Raw genomic sequence first — 15,988 nt, 5'->3', positions numbered from 1 at the left:
CGCTCGATCGGCAGCGAGGGCATCGGCGCCTGCGTCATCGCCTCGCAGCTCCGGCAGGAGAATGCGGGCCGGAGGTGGCGCACCACCTCGAACCGGCCGGGGCGGTATTCGAGGATCTCCGTCACATCCTCGCCCAGCTTGCGCAGCACGCCGCCGCAGGAGCGGCAGCCCCCGGCGGGCAGGTGCTCGACATCGCGCCGCCAGCCCGTCGAAGCCCTTGCGCATGTCCGTCGCGCCCAGCGCGAGGTGCACGCGCATCCCGGCATGCAGTGCCAGCATCAGGCGTCGAGCGCCGCCGCCAGCCGCCCCAGCACCTCCGGCGCGATCGCCTCGGAGGCCCGCAGCACGCGGCCGTTCCGCAGCACCACCTCGATCGTCGCGCCGGGCCGCACAGGCCGTTCAGGGCGTGACGATGCGAAAGCCTGCGGCCGGTGCGGCCGATCCTCGACGAGGCGAACCGGCGCCAGGCTGGGCGGGATCTCCGGCTCCGTCCGCACGAGGCCCGGCATCGCCCCCTCGCGCGCCTGCCGCCGCCACGCGAACAGCAGGCTGCGGCTCACGCCGTGGCGGTCGGCGACGCCCGCCACCGAGGAGCCGGGACGCATCGCCTCCTCGACCAGCGCCAGCTTCTGCTCCGTCGTCCAGCGGCGCCGCCGCTGCGCCACGCTGTTCGCCTCGCCCCGCTGACCGTCCGGCATCGCCCATACCCCTGCGCGTCAGGGCGACAACCGACATCCGCGCCGCCCAGCAGCCGCGAAGGTCAGCCGACCAGCACCACCCGCCGCAAGGCAGGCGAGGGAGGACGCTTTTACCAAGCGCACGAACGGCTGACTCTTTGGCTTGAGCCGACGCGGGCGGCTGTGATTCATGGGCGGGCGTGGCTTCGTGGAGCGAACCATGCGGGCGTTGATGATCCGGGAAGATGTGCCGCCTGTTGAGCTGCGTCGGCTGGCCAAAGCCGAGGACGACCCGCGTGTGGCGCGGCGGCTCTTGGCGATCGCTGCGGCGCTGGAGGGCATGAGCCGAGAGGCCGCGGCACGCATTGCCGGCATGGACCGGCAGACGCTGCGGGACTGGGTGATCCGCTACAACCGCGGCGGGCCGGCCGGGCTGTCGGACCACTGGGGGGCGGGCCGCCCCTGCCGGCTGACGGAGGGGCAGCAGGCGACGCTGAAGGCGATCGTGTTGCAGGGTCCGGACCCGGAGGTGGATGGCGTCTCGACCTGGCGGCTGGTCGACCTCTGCCGGATCGTGCGGGAGCGTTTGGCGTGACCTACAGCGAAACCGGGATGGGCCGGCTGATGCGCGCCCTCGGCCTGTCCTGGCAGACGCCGCGGCCGCGGCACGCCGAGACGGACCGTGCCGCCCAGGAGGCATTCAAAAAAAGGGCTTCGCCGCGGCGCTGGCGCAGATCGCGGCCGACCACCCCGAGGCCGAGCGCATCGAGGTCTGGTTCCAGGACGGTTGGACGTATACGTCCAACGAGTAGGCCAGAAGGGCCGCACGGTCCGCCGCTGGTTCCAGCGCGGCATGCGGCCGCGGATGGTCAAGGATCAGCGCTATCGGTCGGCCTGCATCTTTGGTGCGGTCTGCCCCGCGCGCGACACCGGTGCCGCGCTGGTGCTGACCCACGTCTCGGTCGCGGCGATGAACCTGCTGCTCGAGGAGGTCGCCTCGCAACTGCCGGCCGGCACGCACGCCGCCATGCTGATCGACAACGCCGGCGGGCACACCGCGAACGACCTGCGGGTGCCGCCGAACATCACCCTCGTGCACCTGCCGCCCTACTCGCCCGAGCTGAACGCCATCGAGAAGGTCTGGCAGTACCTGCGCGACCGCTACCTTTCTGGCCGGCTGTTTCCCGGCACACGAGCCATCGTCGACGCCTGCTGCGCAGCCTGGAACAGCCTCATCGCCGAGACTGGACGCATCCGATCGCTGACCGATTTCGAGTGGGCTCGACAGGTCAATCGATAGGCCGCTGCGTATTACGGATGGGCTGCTTGCGGTTCTTCCTGGAGGGAATGCAGGCCTCGATGCCCCGCCCGGCGAGCGCGGGGCGCAACGCGTTGCTGTCGTCGCCGCGGCCGGCGATCAACGCGCGCGCGCGTGGCAGCAGCGGAGCGAGGAGGCGGGCGCCCTTCTGGTCGTTCATCCGCCCTTGGGAGAGCATCGTGACGACCGGGCGGCCCTGTCCGTCGCAGACGGCGTGAGGCTTGGAGTTCAGCCCGCCCCTGGTCCGGCCGATGCAGCGACCATGCGCCCCCTTTCGAGCAGGCTGGCCGCGGTGCGCTGGGCTTTCAGGTGCGTGCCGTCGACGATCAACCGGTCGCGCTCGCCTGCTTCCCCGGCGAGAGCGGCGAAGATGCGGCTGAACACGCCCATGCGGATCCAGCGGAGGAAGCGGTTGCAGAGGGTCTTGTGCGGGCCATGGCCCGGCGGGGCGTCGCGCCAGCGCAGGCCGCCCTGGATGGCGAAGATGATGCCGCTGAGGACGCGCCGGTCGTCCAGGCGCGGGATGCCGCGCGAGAGCGGAACCCGCGCCAGCACCTACTCCCGCCATGATCGGCCCCCCGCCAAGCCGATCCCTCATGAATCACGCAAAAGGCGACAGGGGAATCCGACATCGGCAGCCCCCCCGCATGTTTCTCCCAAACTCGTGCCTGGGCAGCACCGGCCGCCGCCGCCCGCGAGCGGGGTTCCGGCCACCGGCACGGCGGCGCATTTTCCTTGTCGCCGCACTCCGGCCCGCGCTACCGACCTCCCCGTCGGCGCAACATCGGGGAGACGGGGCGGAGCACCCATGTCATGGGTCGCCGGACGGTATCGTGACGGAATGGCGGCGGGCGAATCCCGGCCCGGCAGGCGGAACGGGCGGCGGGACGCGGCCTCCGCGTCGGGCATTGCCTTCCTCCGCGCCCGCTCATGCGCGAACGCCGTCAAGACCCTCCGGGCGCGAGGGGCGTCTCGTCGCCGCACCGTCGCCCTGCCCCCGTCTCCGAACCGCCTCCAGGACGACGCATTCCGTCCCCTTCTTGGTGCTTCCATTCCCGCGCCTCGCCAAGGCCGCTTCATCCGCCCTCCACGCTGAAGGGAGTCCGCCATGACGATGATTTCCACGAACCGATATGTCGGCGTCTCCAACCGCAACGAGTTCTTCAACCTGGGAGGCGGGGATCCTCTCTTCATTGATGGCGCGGGAGGGGACGACTACATCTCCTCCTTCAACGCGAACGATTTCCTGATCGGCGGCGCCGGGCACGACATCATCGACGCCTTCGGCGGTTCGGACGTGATCTTCGGCGATACGGCGGATCCGACCTCGCTGGATGGCGGTTCCGATTTCATCGTGGCCGGCTGGGGGGCGGACATCGTGTTCGGCGGCCCCGGCAACGACTTCATTTTCGGAGGACGTCCGAACGTCAACCTCGACGATTCCGACGATCTGCTCTTCGGCGAGGCGGGAGACGACGAAATCTGGGGCGGGCTCGGCAACAATGTCCTGGACGGCGGCGCGGGGAACGACATCCTCTACGGCTACATGCCGCTCGCCGGCACGGTGAACCTCTCCTCCTATTCGCGAACCATCGCCTACACCCACAACGGCATCAACGATGGGGCCGTCTCGGGCTCCCTCACGCTCGCGCTCACGGGCTCCCTCCCCTCCTCGGCCGGCGGCGGCAACAATGTGCTGCGCGGCGGCGACGGGAACGACATGCTCTACGGCAGCTCCGGCAACGACATCCTCGAAGGCGGCAGGGACAACGACACGCTGGACGGCGGCCCCGGGGCCGACTGGCTCGACGGCGGACACGGCACCGACACCGCGACCTACGCCAACTCCCCCGTCGCGGTGATCGTCCGGCTCGACATCGGCGTCGGCGCGGACGGCGATGCGGCGCAGGACATGCTCATCTCCATCGAGCGCCTCATCGGCTCCGAATTCAACGACTATCTCATCGGCGGGGCGGTCAGCGAAACCCTGCTCGGCATGGCGGGGGACGACTGGCTCTACGGCCAGGGCGACGCCGACGTCCTCATCGGCGGTGCGGGCAACGACCAGCTCCTCGGCGGCGCGGGGGCCGACGATCTGTACGGCCAGCAGGGCAACGACCAGTTCTGGTTCCTCGCCGCCGATTTCCAGGCCGGCGTCTTCGACCGCATCTTCGACTTCGGGGAGAATGCCGGCGGCGGAAATTTCGACTACCTGCGCTTCGAGGGCGTGCCCGCCGCAAGCCTGACCTTCACCGACTTCGCCGGCTACTGCCTCGTCTCCACCACCGCCCTCGCCGGCAGCGGCGGCGTCATCGTCTTCGGCATGACCGCGGCCCAGCTCGCCGATCAGATCATCATCGCCTGATGCGGGCGGCCGCCGGCCTCGGCTACTCCACCCGCACGCCGGCGAAGCGCACCAGCTCCGCATGGGTGCGCAGCTCGCTTTCCAGCAGGCTGGAGAGGCGCTCCGGCCCGCCGCCGATCAGGTCGAGCCCCTGGGCGAGCAGCCGCTCGCGGCTCTCCGGCGCTTCCAGGATCGCGTTCAGCAGCCCGTTCATCGCCTGCAGGATGGCGCGGGGCGTGCCGCGCGGCGCCATCACGCAGAACCAGGTGCCGAAGACGAGCTGCGGCATGCCGAGCTCCGCCGTGGTCGGCACCTCCGGCAGCACCGGCGAGCGGCGCTCGGAGAGGATGGCGATGGGCGTCACCTGCCCCGCGCGCACCTGCGGCGCGGCCCCGGTGACGAGGTTGAACATCACCTGGATGCGCCCGGTGAAGAGGTCGGTGAAGCCCTGCTGGATGCCCGCATAGGGCACGTGCAGCATCTCCGTGCCCGTGGCGCGGCGATACATCTCGCCCGCGAGGTGCATGGAGCTGCCATTGCCCGAGGAGCCGAAGGAGAGCTGCCCGGGCCGCTGGCGCAGCAGCGCCGTCAGCTCCTCCAGCGTGCGCACGCCCAGCCCGTTGTTCACCACCAGGATGTTCGGGACATTGCCGAGCAGCACCACCGGCTCGAAATCGCGCACCGGGTCGAAGGCGAGGTCGCGATAGAGGGCGGGGCTGGTGGCCATGGTGCCGGCCCAGGTGAAGAGGAAGGTGTAGCCATCGGGCGCGGCGCGGGCGGCGGCGGTGGCCCCCACATTGCCGTTGGCGCCGGGGCGGTTGTCCACCAGGGTGCGCTGCGGCAGGCGCTTGTCGAGTTCGAGGGCGAGCAGCCGCGCCAGGGTGTCCGCCGTGCCGGCGCCCCCGGCCGCGGGCACGATGAGGCGGATGGGGCGTTCGGGCCATCCGGCCGGCAGCGGCACATTCGCCCGCGCCAGGGCGGGCGTGCCGGCCAGGCCGGCCAGCATCAGGCGGCGCGAGGGAAAGGGCATGGCGCGGCTCCTCCGACCAGGGCCCGCAGGCGACCACCCGATTCTGGCGGAAGCCGGGCGAAGGGGCGCGTGACAGCGCGCGCCCCGGATGACACAGTGATTGCCGCAATGCAGCACAGATCGCGCGCATGAACCAGACAATCCGTCCCGAAGCCGGGCTCGCCGCGCTGGAGGCCCGCGTCCGGCGCGATCTCGAGATGCTCCAGCTTCCCGCCAAGGAGTGGGCGCCCCCCCTGCAGCGCGGCGGCGAGCGGGTGCTGGATGTGGCGATCATCGGCGCGGGCATGTGCGGCATCGCCGCGGCCGGGGCGCTGATCTTCCGCGGCCTCTCGCACATCCGCCTCTTCGAGGCCGCCGCCCCGGGCGAGGAGGGCCCCTGGGTGACGGTGGCGCGCATGGACACGCTGCGCTCGCCCAAGACCCTGCCCGGCCCCTGTTTCGGCATCCCCTCCCTCACCTTCCGCGCCTTCTACGAGGCGCGCGAGGGGGCCGCCGCCTGGGAGGCGCTGTACAAGATCCCAAACGCCGTCTGGCAGGACTACCTCTCCTGGCTCATCCGGGTGCTCGGCCTGCCGGTGGCGCATCGCACGCGGCTGCTCTCCCTCGCGCCGGAGGAGGGGCTGCTGCGGCTGCACCTCGCCACGCCGGAGGGGGAGCGGCGCCTGCTGGCCCGCCGCGTGGTGCTGGCCACGGGGCGCGCCGGGGCGGGGGGCCTCGCCTGGCCCGATGTCGTGCCCCGCGCGCTGCGACCGGAGCGCGCCGCCCATGCCTATGACCCCATCGATTTCGGGCGTCTGCGCGGCCGGTCCCTGGCCGTGCTCGGCGGCGGCGCGGCGGCCTGGGACAATGCGGCCACCGCGCTGGAGCGGGGCGCGGCCTCGGCCACGCTCTATGTGCGCCGGGCGCAACTGCCGCAGATCAACAAGGGGCGCGGCAGCGCCGGCCCCGCCTATCTGCAGGGCTGGGACGCGCTCGATCTGGAGCGGCGCTGGCAGCTCATCGCCTATCTGCACGACATGCAGGCCCCGCCCCCGCACGAGACCGTGCACCGGGCCCCGCGCCAGCCGGGTTTCCGCATCGAACTCGGCACCCCCGTCGAGGCGGTGCGCGCCGAGGGCGAGGGCGTGGCGCTCACCCTCGGCGGGGCGCGCCCGCGCGAGGTGCGGCACGATTTCCTGGTGGTCGGCACCGGCTTCCGGGTGGACATGGACGCGGTGCCCGAACTCGCCGCCTTCGCCCCGCACATCGCCCGCTGGCGGGACCGCTACCGCCCGCCGCCGGGCCTCTCGCGGCCGGAGATGGAGGCCTTCCCCTTCCTCGGCCCCGGCTTCGAACTCACCCCGCGCGGGCCGGACGCGCCGCCCGAGCTCGGCCTCGTGCATCTGATGAACCACGGCGCCTTCGCCTCGCATGGCAGCATCGCGAGCGACATCCCGGGCGTGGCGGAAGCGGGCGAGCGGGTGGCGCGCGCCATCCTGCGCGGGCTGGTGCAGGCCGAATGGCCCGCGATCCGCGCCGCGCTGGAGGCCTTCGACGAGCCCGAGCTCGCGACGACGCCCTTCTTCGTGCCGCGATAGAGCGGCCTGCCGATGACAGGAAACCGCGCCCGCCGCCTCGTTCCGGGCGGCTTCGCCCCATGGGCGATTCCGGCCATGCGCGATCGGCCCTAGAGGATGTAGCGCGAGAGATCGGCGCTGGCCGCGAGCGGCGCCACGCGCGCGCGCACCATCGCCGCGTCCACCGTGATCGTCTCGCCGCGCCGGTCGGAGGCGGTGAAGCTGATCTCCTCCAGCAGACGCTCGAGCACCGTGGCGAGGCGCCGCGCGCCGATGTTCTCCACGCTCGCGTTGATCTCGGCGGCGAGATCGGCCAGCGCGTCCACCGCCTCCTCGGCGAAGATCAGCTCCACCCCCTCGGTCGCCATCAGCGCGCTGGCCTGCTTGAGCAGCGAGTGCTCGGGCTCGGTCAGGATGCGGCGGAAATCCTCGCGCGTGAGCGCCTTGAGTTCCACGCGGATCGGCAGCCGGCCCTGCAGCTCGGGCAGCAGGTCCGAGGGCTTGGCGAGGTGGAAGGCGCCCGAGGCGATGAAGAGGATGAAGTCCGTCCGCACCGGGCCGTGGCGCGTGTTCACGGTGGTGCCCTCGATCAGCGGCAGCAGGTCGCGCTGCACGCCCTCGCGGCTCACATCGCCGCCGCGGAAGCCGCCCTCGGAGGTGCGGGCGCAGATCTTGTCGATCTCGTCGAGGAAGACGATGCCGTTGTTCTCCGCGTTGCGCACCGCCTCGCGCGTCAGCGCCTCGCCGTCGAGCAGCTTGTCCGCCTCCTCGCGGATCAGCGCCTCGCGCGCGGCGGCCACCGTCATGCGGCGGGGCCTCGCGCGGCCGCCGAACATGCGGCCCAGCATCTCCTGCATGTTCTGCATCTGCCCGGGCGGCAGGCCGGGCATGTCCATGATGCCGATGGGCGCGCCCTGCGGCTCGCTCACCTGCACCTCCACCTCGCGGCCCTCGAGCGCGCCCTCGCGCAGCATGCGGCGGAACTTCATGCGCGTCTCGCCCGAGGCGCCCTCGCCCACCAGCGCGGTGACGAGGCGCTCCTCGGCGGCAAGCTCGGCCTTGGCCTGCACGCCGCGCCGCGCCTGCTCGCGCGCCTGCACGATCGCGGCCTCGACGAGGTCGCGCACGATGCTCTCCACGTCGCGCCCGACATAGCCGACCTCGGTGAACTTCGTCGCCTCCACCTTGAGGAAGGGCGCGTTGGCGAGCTTCGCGAGGCGGCGGGCGATCTCCGTCTTGCCGCAGCCCGTGGGGCCGATCATCAGGATGTTCTTCGGCACCACCTCCTCGCGCAGCGGCTCGGGAAGCTGCTGGCGGCGCCAGCGGTTGCGCAGCGCGATGGCCACCGCGCGCTTCGCGTCGTTCTGGCCGATGATGAAGCGGTCGAGCTCGGAGACGATCTCGCGCGGGGAGAGGTTCACCGTCTCGACGGGGGCGGTCTCGCTCATGCGGGCAGGCTTTCCAGCACGAAGTTGCCGTTCGTATAGACGCAGATGTCGGCGGCGATGCGCATCGCGCGCCGGGCGATCTCCTCCGCCTCCAGCCCCTCCACGGTCAGCAGCGCGCGCGCGGCGGCGAGCGCGTAGTTGCCGCCCGAGCCGATGCCGATCACCGCGTCCTCGGGCTCCAGCACGTCGCCATTGCCGGTCAGCAGCAGGGAGCGGTTCGCGTCCGCCACCGCGAGCAGCGCCTCGAGCCGGCGCAGGTATCGGTCCGTCCGCCAGTCCTTGGCGAGTTCGACGCAGGCGCGCTCGAGCTGGTCGGGGAAGCGCTCGAGCTTGGCCTCCAGCCGCTCGAGCAGGGTGAAGGCGTCGGCCGTGGCGCCGGCGAAGCCGGCCAGCACGCGCCCGCCCGCGATGCGCCGCACCTTGCGCGCATTTCCCTTGACCACCGTCTGGCCCAGCGACACCTGCCCGTCGCCCGCCATGGCGACGCGCCCGCCGCGGCGCACGCAGAGGATGGTGGTGCCGTGCCAGCCGATGGGGTCGTGGTTCGTGTTCGTCATGCGCCCGATGTGGCCCGGCCGGGCCGCTTCGGCAATGCGCGCATGGCGGCGATGCGCGCCGCCCCTCTCACGCCTCGATCACCGCCGCCTCGCCCATGTCCACGCCCACCGCGCGCGCGGGCGGCAGCAGCGCGAAGTAGCGGCGCGAGACGAGGTCCGAGAGCGCGCCGAGATCCTGCGCCATCTGGCGCAGCATGGGCGGCAGCCGCGCCGCCTCCTGCGCCTGGTCGCGCGCGGCGAGCAGCCGCAGCGGCACATCCTCGGCCAGCGCGAGCAGGCGCGCGGCCTCGCGCGCGCCCGCATCCTCCGCATCCCCCGAGACATCGGCCAGCGCGTCCCGGATCGCCTGGAGCTGGAAGGCGAGGCCGCGCGGGTTCGCCGCGTCCGCGAGCACGAGATCGAGCGCCGGGGCGGGCTGCAGCACGCCGAGATAGCGGCTGCGATAGGTGATCACAGAATCGCACAGCTCCAGCACCAGGCGCAGCCCCGCCTCGATGCGCGCGGGCGGCGCGTCCAGCGCCACCGCCACCTCGCCCGCCACCGCCTGGGCGCGCTCCACCCGCCGGCCGAGTTCGAGGAAGAGCCGCGCGCCGCCGCGCACCATGTTCTCGCTGGCGACGCCCGCCAGCGCGGTGGCGAAGCGCAGCGAGGGGATCAGCGCGCGAGAGAGTTCCGGCAGCTCGGGCGCGGCGTTGTCCAGCGCCTCTTCGGCGGCGCGCAGCGTCTGGGTGAAGGTGGCGTGCATGTCGGCCGTCAGCCGGTCGCGCACGGATTCCACCAGCGCGCCGATCCGGTCGAGCAGGCCGCGCACCGCGGGCCGGGCCGTGCGCTGCAGCGACTGCGCGAGCGGCGCGAGGGAGCCGGCCGAGACCCGCGCCTCGGCCTCGAGAAGCTGCGCCTCGATCAGGCAGGTGACGAGGGCCGACAGCTCCGCCAGCTCGCGCGGCAGCGGCGCGCCGCGGCGCAGGCGCGACATCGCCGCGCGCAGCAGCCGCGCCGCGCGGTCGAGGCGCTCGACATAGCGGCCGAGCCAGAAGAGGTTGTCCGCCACGCGCGAGGGGATGGCGGCGGGGGTGCGGCGGATGGCGAGCGGCGGCGCGCTCTGCGCCGCGGGGCCGATGATCGCCTCGGAGGGGTCCGCCGGCACCCAGACATCCTTGCACCACCCCCCGCCGGGCAGCCGCCCGGTCAGCCGCGCCCCGGGCGTGACCAGCCGCGCGAGCCCGCCCGGCAGCACCTGCCAGCCCTGGCCGTCGGAGACGGCGAAGAGGCGCAGAACGAGCGGCGTGGGCGCCAGCGCGCCCCCCTCCAGCGCCGGCGCGAGCGAGAGGCACGGCAGGGCGATGGCGGCGAGGCCCGAGGGCGGCGCCGCGGCGGGCGGGGCGAAGCTCTCGGCGGCCGCCCCCTGCCCCGCGGGGCGGAAGGCCCAGGCGAGATACCCCTCGGGCAGGGGCGGCGGCGCCTCTCCCGCGCGCAGCCAGCGGGTGGGCAGGGAGGGCAGGCGGAGCGCCTCGCCCAGCAGCCGCGGCGCCAGGGCGGGCAGGAAGGCGGGCAGGGCCGGCGCCTCGGCCAGCGCCGCCCCGGGGGCGTTGAGGAAGCCGAGCGCGCCGTGCCGCACCGCGTCCAGGATGCCGGGCACGCCCGCGGCGGCGTCGGCCTCGGGCTGGTCCAGCGGGTCGAGGGCGGCGGCGTCGAGCCGGCTCAGCACCACATCCACCGGCTGAAGCCCGGCCAGAGTCTTGAGGAAAAGGCCCCCGCCGCGCACCGTCAGGTCGCCCGGCTCGACCAGCGCGCAGCCCAGCTCGCGCGAGAGCACCACATGCTCGAACCAGTGCGGATCGGCCGTGCCGGGCGAGAGCAGCGCCACCGCCGGATCGGGCTTGTGGTGGGGGGCGAGGCGGCCCAGCGCCTCCTGCCACAGTTCGAAGAAGGGGTTGATGCTGCGCGGCTGGCCGGCGCGCATCGCCTCGGGCATGGCCGCGCCCAGCAGCCGGCGGTTCTCGCGGAGCTGCCCGAGGCCGGAGGCCACCCCCGTGCGGTCCTGCAGCACCGCCCAGGCGCCGTCGGGCCCGCGCAGCAGGTCCACGGCGTAGAGGTGCAGCAAGGGCCGTCGCGGCGGCGCGTTGTGCCGCCGGGCGGCGCGCACGAAGGCGGGGCTGCCGAAGACGAGGGGGGCGGGGATCAGCCCCTCGGCCAGCAGCTCCTGCGGCCCGTAGAGATCGGCCAGCACCGCCTCCAGCAGCCGGGCGCGCTGCGCCACCGCCTCGGCCAGCGCCTCGAACTCCGCACCGTCCAGCGGCAGGGGCAGCGGGTCGAGCCGCCACAGCCCCGCCCCCCCCGCCCCGGGCAGGATGGAGGCCACGCCCTCGTCCAGCATGGCGCGGGCCAGCCGCTCCGCCCGCTCCGCCAGGGCGGGGCGGCCGAGCCCGCCCGTCGCGCCCATCACCGCGCGCCAATGCGGGCGGATGCGGCCATGGCCGGAGACCATCTCGTCCGGCCCGCCGGTGAGCAGCGCCGCGGGCAGCCCCTCAGCCATGCGCGCGCAGATCGAGGGTGCAGGGGTGCTCCAGGCTCGGGGCGGGGCGCGGCTCGGGCATCGGGCCGGGGGTGTGGCCGAAGGGGAAGAAGCGCGCGCGGCGGCGCGCCTCGGCCTCGTTGGCGTTCACCGGGAAGCTGTCGTAGTTGCGCCCGCCGGGATGCGCGACGTGATGCGTCATCCCGCCCAGCGAGCGGCCCGTCCAGCGGTCATACACGTCGAGCACGATGGGCGACTGGGCGCGCACCGTGGGATGCAGGGCCGAGGGCGGATCCCAGGCCTTGAAGCGGATGCCCGCGACGTATTCGCCCGCGCGCTCCGTCGCCTGCAGGGGCACGGCCACGCCATTGGCCGCCAGCACGAAACGCTCGGGCACCCAGTTCGTCACCCGCGCCTGCACACGCTCGGCGCTGCTGTCCACATAGCGCACCGTGCCGCCGCCGCCCGCCTCCTCGCCCAGCACATGCCAGGGTTCGAGCGCGTGGCGCAGCTCGACGCCCATGCCCGCCACGCTCACCTCGCCGATCTTCGGGAAGCGGAACTCGAGGTGGGGCGCGAACCACTCCGCCTCCAGCGGCGCGCCCATCTGCGCGAGCTCCTCGATGGCGCCGCGGAAATCGGCGGCGCAGTATTCGGGCAGCAGGAAGCGGTCGTGCAGCGCCGTGCCCCAGCGGATCAGCGAGCGCCGGTAGGGCTGGGCCCAGAAGGCCGCCACGGCCGCGCGCATCAGCAGCATCTGCGCCATGCTCATCTCGGCGTGCGGCGGCATCTCGAAGGCGCGGAACTCGACGAGGCCGCGCCGCCCGCCCGCGTGGTTCGGGTCGTACATCTTGTCGATGCAGAACTCGGTGCGGTGCGTGTTGCCCGTCATGTCCGCGAGGATGTTGCGGAACAGCCGGTCGGTCAGCCAGGGCGGCGGGCTGGGGCCGGCGCGATCCAGCGCCCCGAAGGCGATCTCGAGCTCGCGCAGCGCGTCCATGCGCGCCTCGTCCACCCGCGGATGCTGGCTGGTGGGGCCGATGAACAGCCCCGAGAAGAGGAAGCTCAGCGAGGGGTGGTTGTGCCAGAAGGCGAGAAGGCTGCGCAGCAGGTCCGGCCGGCGCAGGAAGGGGCTCTCGGCGGCGGAGGGCCCGCCCATCACCACATGGTTGCCCCCGCCCGTGCCGACATGGCGGCCATCGAGCATGAACTTCTCGGTGGCGAGGCCGACCTGGCGCGCCTCCTCGTAGAGCTGCGTGGTGCGCTCCGTCATCTCCGCCCAGGAATGGGCGGGGTGGATGTTCACCTCGATCACGCCGGGGTCGGGCGTGATGGAGAAATGGTTCAGCCGGTCGTCGTGCGGCGGGAGATAGCCCTCGAGGATGACCTTGCGCCCGGTCTCCTCGGCCGTGTCCTCGATGGCGGCGACGAGTTCGAGCCAGTCCTCGGCCGCGTAGAGGGGCGGCAGGAAGACGTGCAGCAGCCCGCCGCGCGGCTCGACGCACAGCGCGGTGCGGACCCAGGCCGGGTCGTCCTCCGCCACCTCCGGGGCGGGCTGGGGCTGCGGGCGGAAGGCCTCCATCCCGTCCTCCTGCCCGGCGAGGCCGCGGCGGAAGCTCGCGCGCATCTGCTCGAGCAGGGGCAGACCATCCCGGGGCGCGAAAGGGTCGGGCTCGCTCTCGGCCTCGCGCGCCAGCGCCTCGGGGCTGATCCAGGGCAGCGAGGTCAGCGGCAGGCGGAAGCCCATGGGCGCGTCGCCGGGGATGAGGAAGAGCACGTCGTCGCGGAAGAACCAGCGGCCCGACTGCCAGCGCCGCTGCCCCGCCCGGATCACGCGCCGCAGCGGCAGCACCGTGCCCGCCGGCGTGGAGAGCCCGCCCATGAACAGGCGGCGCAGCCGCGCGCGTTCCAGCGGGTCGCGCAGCTTCGAGTCCTCGGCCACCACATTGGCCGGCAGCCGGCCCTCCTTCCAGAGGTAGTAGTGGATGTCCTCATGCCCCGGCACGGCCAGCGCGGGGTCCACCTGCAGCCGCTCGGCGAGGGATTTGGCGAAGCGCGCGGCGGTCAGGTGGTCCGCCTCGTCGCGGTCGTCGTCGGAGGCGAGCAGGGCGGGGTTGCGCCACACCGGCTCGCCATCCACGCGCCAATGGGCGTAGAGGGCGAAGCGCGGCAGGGGCTCGCCCGGATACTGCTTGCCCTGGGCGTACATCAGCGCCGCCCCGGGCGCCCAGAGCGGCGCGAGCCGGCGCAAGAGCCGCCCGGCGAAGGCCCGCTTGGTGGGGCCCAGCGCATCGGTGTTCCATTCCGGCGCGTCCCGGTCGGAGGCGGCGACGAAGGTGGGCTCGCCGCCCATGGTCAGGCGCACCTCCTGCCGGCGCAGCGCCGCGTCCACCCGCTGCCCGGCCTGCTGGATGGCCTGCCACTGGGCGGGGGTGTAGGGCTTGGTGACGCGCGGCGTCTCGCGGATGCGCGTCACCTGCATCTCGAAGCCGAACTCCACCTCCGCCTTCTCGACCATGCCGGTGATGGGGGCGGCGGATTGCGGATCGGGCGTGGCGGCGAGCGGGATGTGCCCCTCGCCCGCCAGCAGGCCGGAGGTGGCGTCGAAGCCCACCCAGCCCGCGCCGGGCAGATAGACCTCGGCCCAGGCGTGCAGGTCGGTGAAGTCGGCGCTCGGCCCCTCGGGCCCCTCGAGCGGCTTCACGTCGGCGACGAGCTGGATCAGGTAGCCCGAGCAGAAGCGCGCGGCGTAGCCGAGGTGCCGCGCCGCCTGCACGAAGAGCCAGGCGGAATCCCGGCAGGAGCCGCGGCCCTCGCCGAGGGTGCGCTCGGGCTCCCACACCCCCGGCTCCATGCGCACGATGTAGGCGATGCGGCGCTGGATGCGCTGGTTGAGGGCCACCAGCATGTCCACCGTCCGCTGCCGGCCGCGCGGGATTTCCGCGAGCAGCGCCTGCAGCAGCGGCCCCGCCGGCTCGCGCTTGCGGAAGGGGGCGAGCTCGTGGTCCAGCACATGGTCGTACTCGAAGGGCCAGTGTTCCGCCTCGGGCTCCAGGAAGAAGTCGAAGGGGTTGATCGTGGTCATGTCGGCCACGAGGTCCACCGTCACGTCGAAATGCGTGACGCGCTGGGGGAAGACCACGCGGGCCTGGAAATTCCCCTGCGGATCCTGCTGCCAGTTCAGGAAATGCGGCTTCGGCTCGACCTTCAGCGCATAGGAGAGGATGGGCGTGCGCGCGTGCGGGGCCGGGCGCAGCCGGATCACCTGCGGGCCCAACTGCACCGCGCGCTCGTAGCGGTAGCTGGTGCGATGCGTGAGCGCGACGTGGATGGACATGCAGCGGGCCCCCTGACCTCCGGCACTTCCCGCTTCTAGCCGGCTTTGCGCGGCGCAGCACCGCCCGGATTGCGCGAAATCCGCACGCGGCCTTCCATGGGGCGCATGGCTTCCCCCTTCGACCCCTCGGATTTCCTGATCCCGCCCGGCATCACCCATGTCTGCGCCGGCGGCAAGACGCCCGCCCTGCGCACGCTGCCCGAGGCGCTGGGCGCCTATCTGGCCGACAAATCCGAGGGGCCGGAGGGCGATGCCCGGCAGGAGGCGATGGTGCGCCGGCTGCGCGCGCGCCTCGCCCGCGACTGGGGCTGCCCGGTCGAGGAGATCGGATTCGCCTCCTCGGTGGCCGAGGGGGTGGCGATGCTGGCCGAGAGCCTCGACTGGCGCGAGGGCGACGAGGTGGCGCTGGCCGACATCGAATACCCCTCCCTCGCCGCGCCCTTCGCCCTGCGCCCCGGGGTGCGGCTGCGTGTGGCGGAGGGCTATGCGGGGCTGCCCGCCGTGATCGGCCCCCGCACGCGGGTGATCGCGGCCTCCAGCGTCTCCTTCCTCACCGCCGAGGCGGCGGATCTGCACCGGCTGCGCGCCCTGGCCGATTCGGTGGGGGCGCTGCTGGTGCTGGACCACACCCAGGCCGCGGGCTGGATGCCCATCGAGGCGGGGATCGCCGATTTCAGCTTCGCCGCCTGCTACAAGTGGCTGCTGGGGATCAGCGGGCTGGCCATCGCGCACTGGAACCGGGCGCGCCAGCCCGGCTGGCGCCCGGCGAGCGCGGGCTGGTATTCCATGGCCGCCCAGGGCCGGCCCGACTGGCGCAGGCCGGTGGAGCTGGTGCCCGACGCGATGCGCTTCTGCCGCGGCAACCCCTGCCACGCCGCCGTCTATGCGCTCGATCACGCGCTGGACTACGCCGCCCGCCGCCCGCCCGTGGCGGCGCATGTGCTGCACCTCGCGGGCGAGCTGCGCGCGCGCTGCCTGCACGCCGGGCTGCCGGTGATGACGCCCGAACGCCATGGCGCGAGCGTCTGCCTGCCCCACCCCGAGGCTGCGGCCGCGGTGGCGGCCATGCAGGCGCGCGGCGTGCTGGCCTGGAACGGGCGCGGGCGCATCCGCGTCAGCTTCCATGGCTACAACCGCGAGGAGGATGCGGCCTGGGCGCTGGCGGCGCTGAAGGGGGTGTTCTGAGCGCGGCGCCCGGATGATACC

11 protein-coding genes and 2 pseudogenes are annotated in these 15,988 nt (G+C 73.3%); 4 read left to right on the top strand and 9 right to left on the bottom strand.

Annotation, left to right across the window (positions count from 1 at the left end; all coding sequences use genetic code 11):
- Both H596_RS23305 and tnpA read right to left on the bottom strand, forming a co-directional pair.
- A pseudogene (locus H596_RS23305) lies at positions 1-170 on the bottom strand (IS66 family transposase zinc-finger binding domain-containing protein); the annotation flags it as partial.
- Between the two features lie 108 nt (positions 171-278).
- Positions 279-698, bottom strand: a complete 420-nt coding sequence (gene tnpA, locus H596_RS24970) for an IS66-like element accessory protein TnpA (protein WP_051212429.1) — start codon at positions 696-698, stop codon at positions 279-281.
- A gap of 199 nt (positions 699-897) precedes the next feature.
- Between tnpA and H596_RS23300 the strand changes: the two are divergent.
- Positions 898-1,977, top strand: a pseudogene (locus tag H596_RS23300) (IS630 family transposase).
- On the opposite strand, the gene H596_RS23755 reads toward H596_RS23300, so the two are convergent.
- A complete protein-coding gene (locus H596_RS23755; protein ID WP_342663336.1) occupies positions 1,967-2,227 on the bottom strand; it encodes a hypothetical protein in 261 nt (86 codons plus the stop codon). The pseudogene H596_RS23300 and the gene H596_RS23755 sit on opposite strands and share 11 nt — an antisense overlap.
- Positions 2,224-2,550, bottom strand: coding sequence for an IS5 family transposase (locus tag H596_RS20240; RefSeq protein ID WP_051212426.1), 327 nt, complete (start codon positions 2,548-2,550; stop codon positions 2,224-2,226). The genes H596_RS23755 and H596_RS20240 overlap by 4 nt, the downstream gene beginning before the upstream one ends.
- Positions 2,551-3,103: 553 nt before the next feature.
- Between H596_RS20240 and H596_RS20235 the strand changes: the two genes are divergently transcribed.
- The gene (locus H596_RS20235) at positions 3,104-4,360 is read left to right on the top strand and encodes a calcium-binding protein (protein WP_051212425.1); all 1,257 of its coding nucleotides are present in this window, start codon (positions 3,104-3,106) and stop codon (positions 4,358-4,360) included.
- A gap of 22 nt (positions 4,361-4,382) precedes the next feature.
- On the opposite strand, the gene H596_RS0105385 is transcribed toward H596_RS20235, so the two are convergent.
- The gene (locus H596_RS0105385; protein ID WP_245583957.1) at positions 4,383-5,369 is read right to left on the bottom strand and encodes a Bug family tripartite tricarboxylate transporter substrate binding protein; all 987 of its coding nucleotides are present in this window, start codon (positions 5,367-5,369) and stop codon (positions 4,383-4,385) included.
- A 128-nt stretch (positions 5,370-5,497) separates the two neighbouring features.
- Between H596_RS0105385 and H596_RS20230 the strand changes: the two genes are divergently transcribed.
- A complete protein-coding gene (locus tag H596_RS20230) occupies positions 5,498-6,946 on the top strand; it encodes an FAD/NAD(P)-binding protein (protein WP_037300083.1) in 1,449 nt (482 codons plus the stop codon).
- 89 nt (positions 6,947-7,035) lie between these two features.
- On the opposite strand, the gene hslU is transcribed toward H596_RS20230, so the two are convergent.
- From hslU to H596_RS0105355, 4 genes are all read right to left on the bottom strand, one after another.
- The gene (gene hslU / locus H596_RS0105375; protein WP_037300081.1) at positions 7,036-8,373 is read right to left on the bottom strand and encodes an ATP-dependent protease ATPase subunit HslU; all 1,338 of its coding nucleotides are present in this window, start codon (positions 8,371-8,373) and stop codon (positions 7,036-7,038) included.
- Complete coding sequence (gene hslV, locus H596_RS0105370) at positions 8,370-8,930, bottom strand: ATP-dependent protease subunit HslV (protein WP_037300079.1); 561 nt, start codon at positions 8,928-8,930, stop codon at positions 8,370-8,372. Before hslV ends, hslU begins: the two co-directional genes overlap by 4 nt.
- Positions 8,931-8,997: 67 nt before the next feature.
- Entirely contained in the window at positions 8,998-11,466 is a 2,469-nt protein-coding gene (locus tag H596_RS20225) for a circularly permuted type 2 ATP-grasp protein (protein ID WP_051212423.1), read from the bottom strand.
- Positions 11,459-14,782, bottom strand: coding sequence for a transglutaminase family protein (locus tag H596_RS0105355; RefSeq protein ID WP_027284021.1), 3,324 nt, complete (start codon positions 14,780-14,782; stop codon positions 11,459-11,461). The genes H596_RS20225 and H596_RS0105355 overlap by 8 nt, the downstream gene beginning before the upstream one ends.
- Positions 14,783-14,887: 105 nt before the next feature.
- On the opposite strand from H596_RS0105355, the gene H596_RS0105350 reads away from it, so the two are divergent.
- On the top strand, positions 14,888-15,967 hold the full coding sequence (locus H596_RS0105350; RefSeq protein WP_027284020.1) for an aminotransferase class V-fold PLP-dependent enzyme: 1,080 nt from the start codon (positions 14,888-14,890) through the stop codon (positions 15,965-15,967).
- Positions 15,968-15,988: the final 21 nt, after the last annotated feature.

Source organism: Rubritepida flocculans DSM 14296 (assembly GCF_000425365.1).
Classification (GTDB): domain Bacteria; phylum Pseudomonadota; class Alphaproteobacteria; order Acetobacterales; family Acetobacteraceae; genus Roseococcus; species Roseococcus flocculans.
Note: the sequence above shows the minus strand (reverse complement) of the source record. Positions and strands in the feature narration are given on the sequence as shown.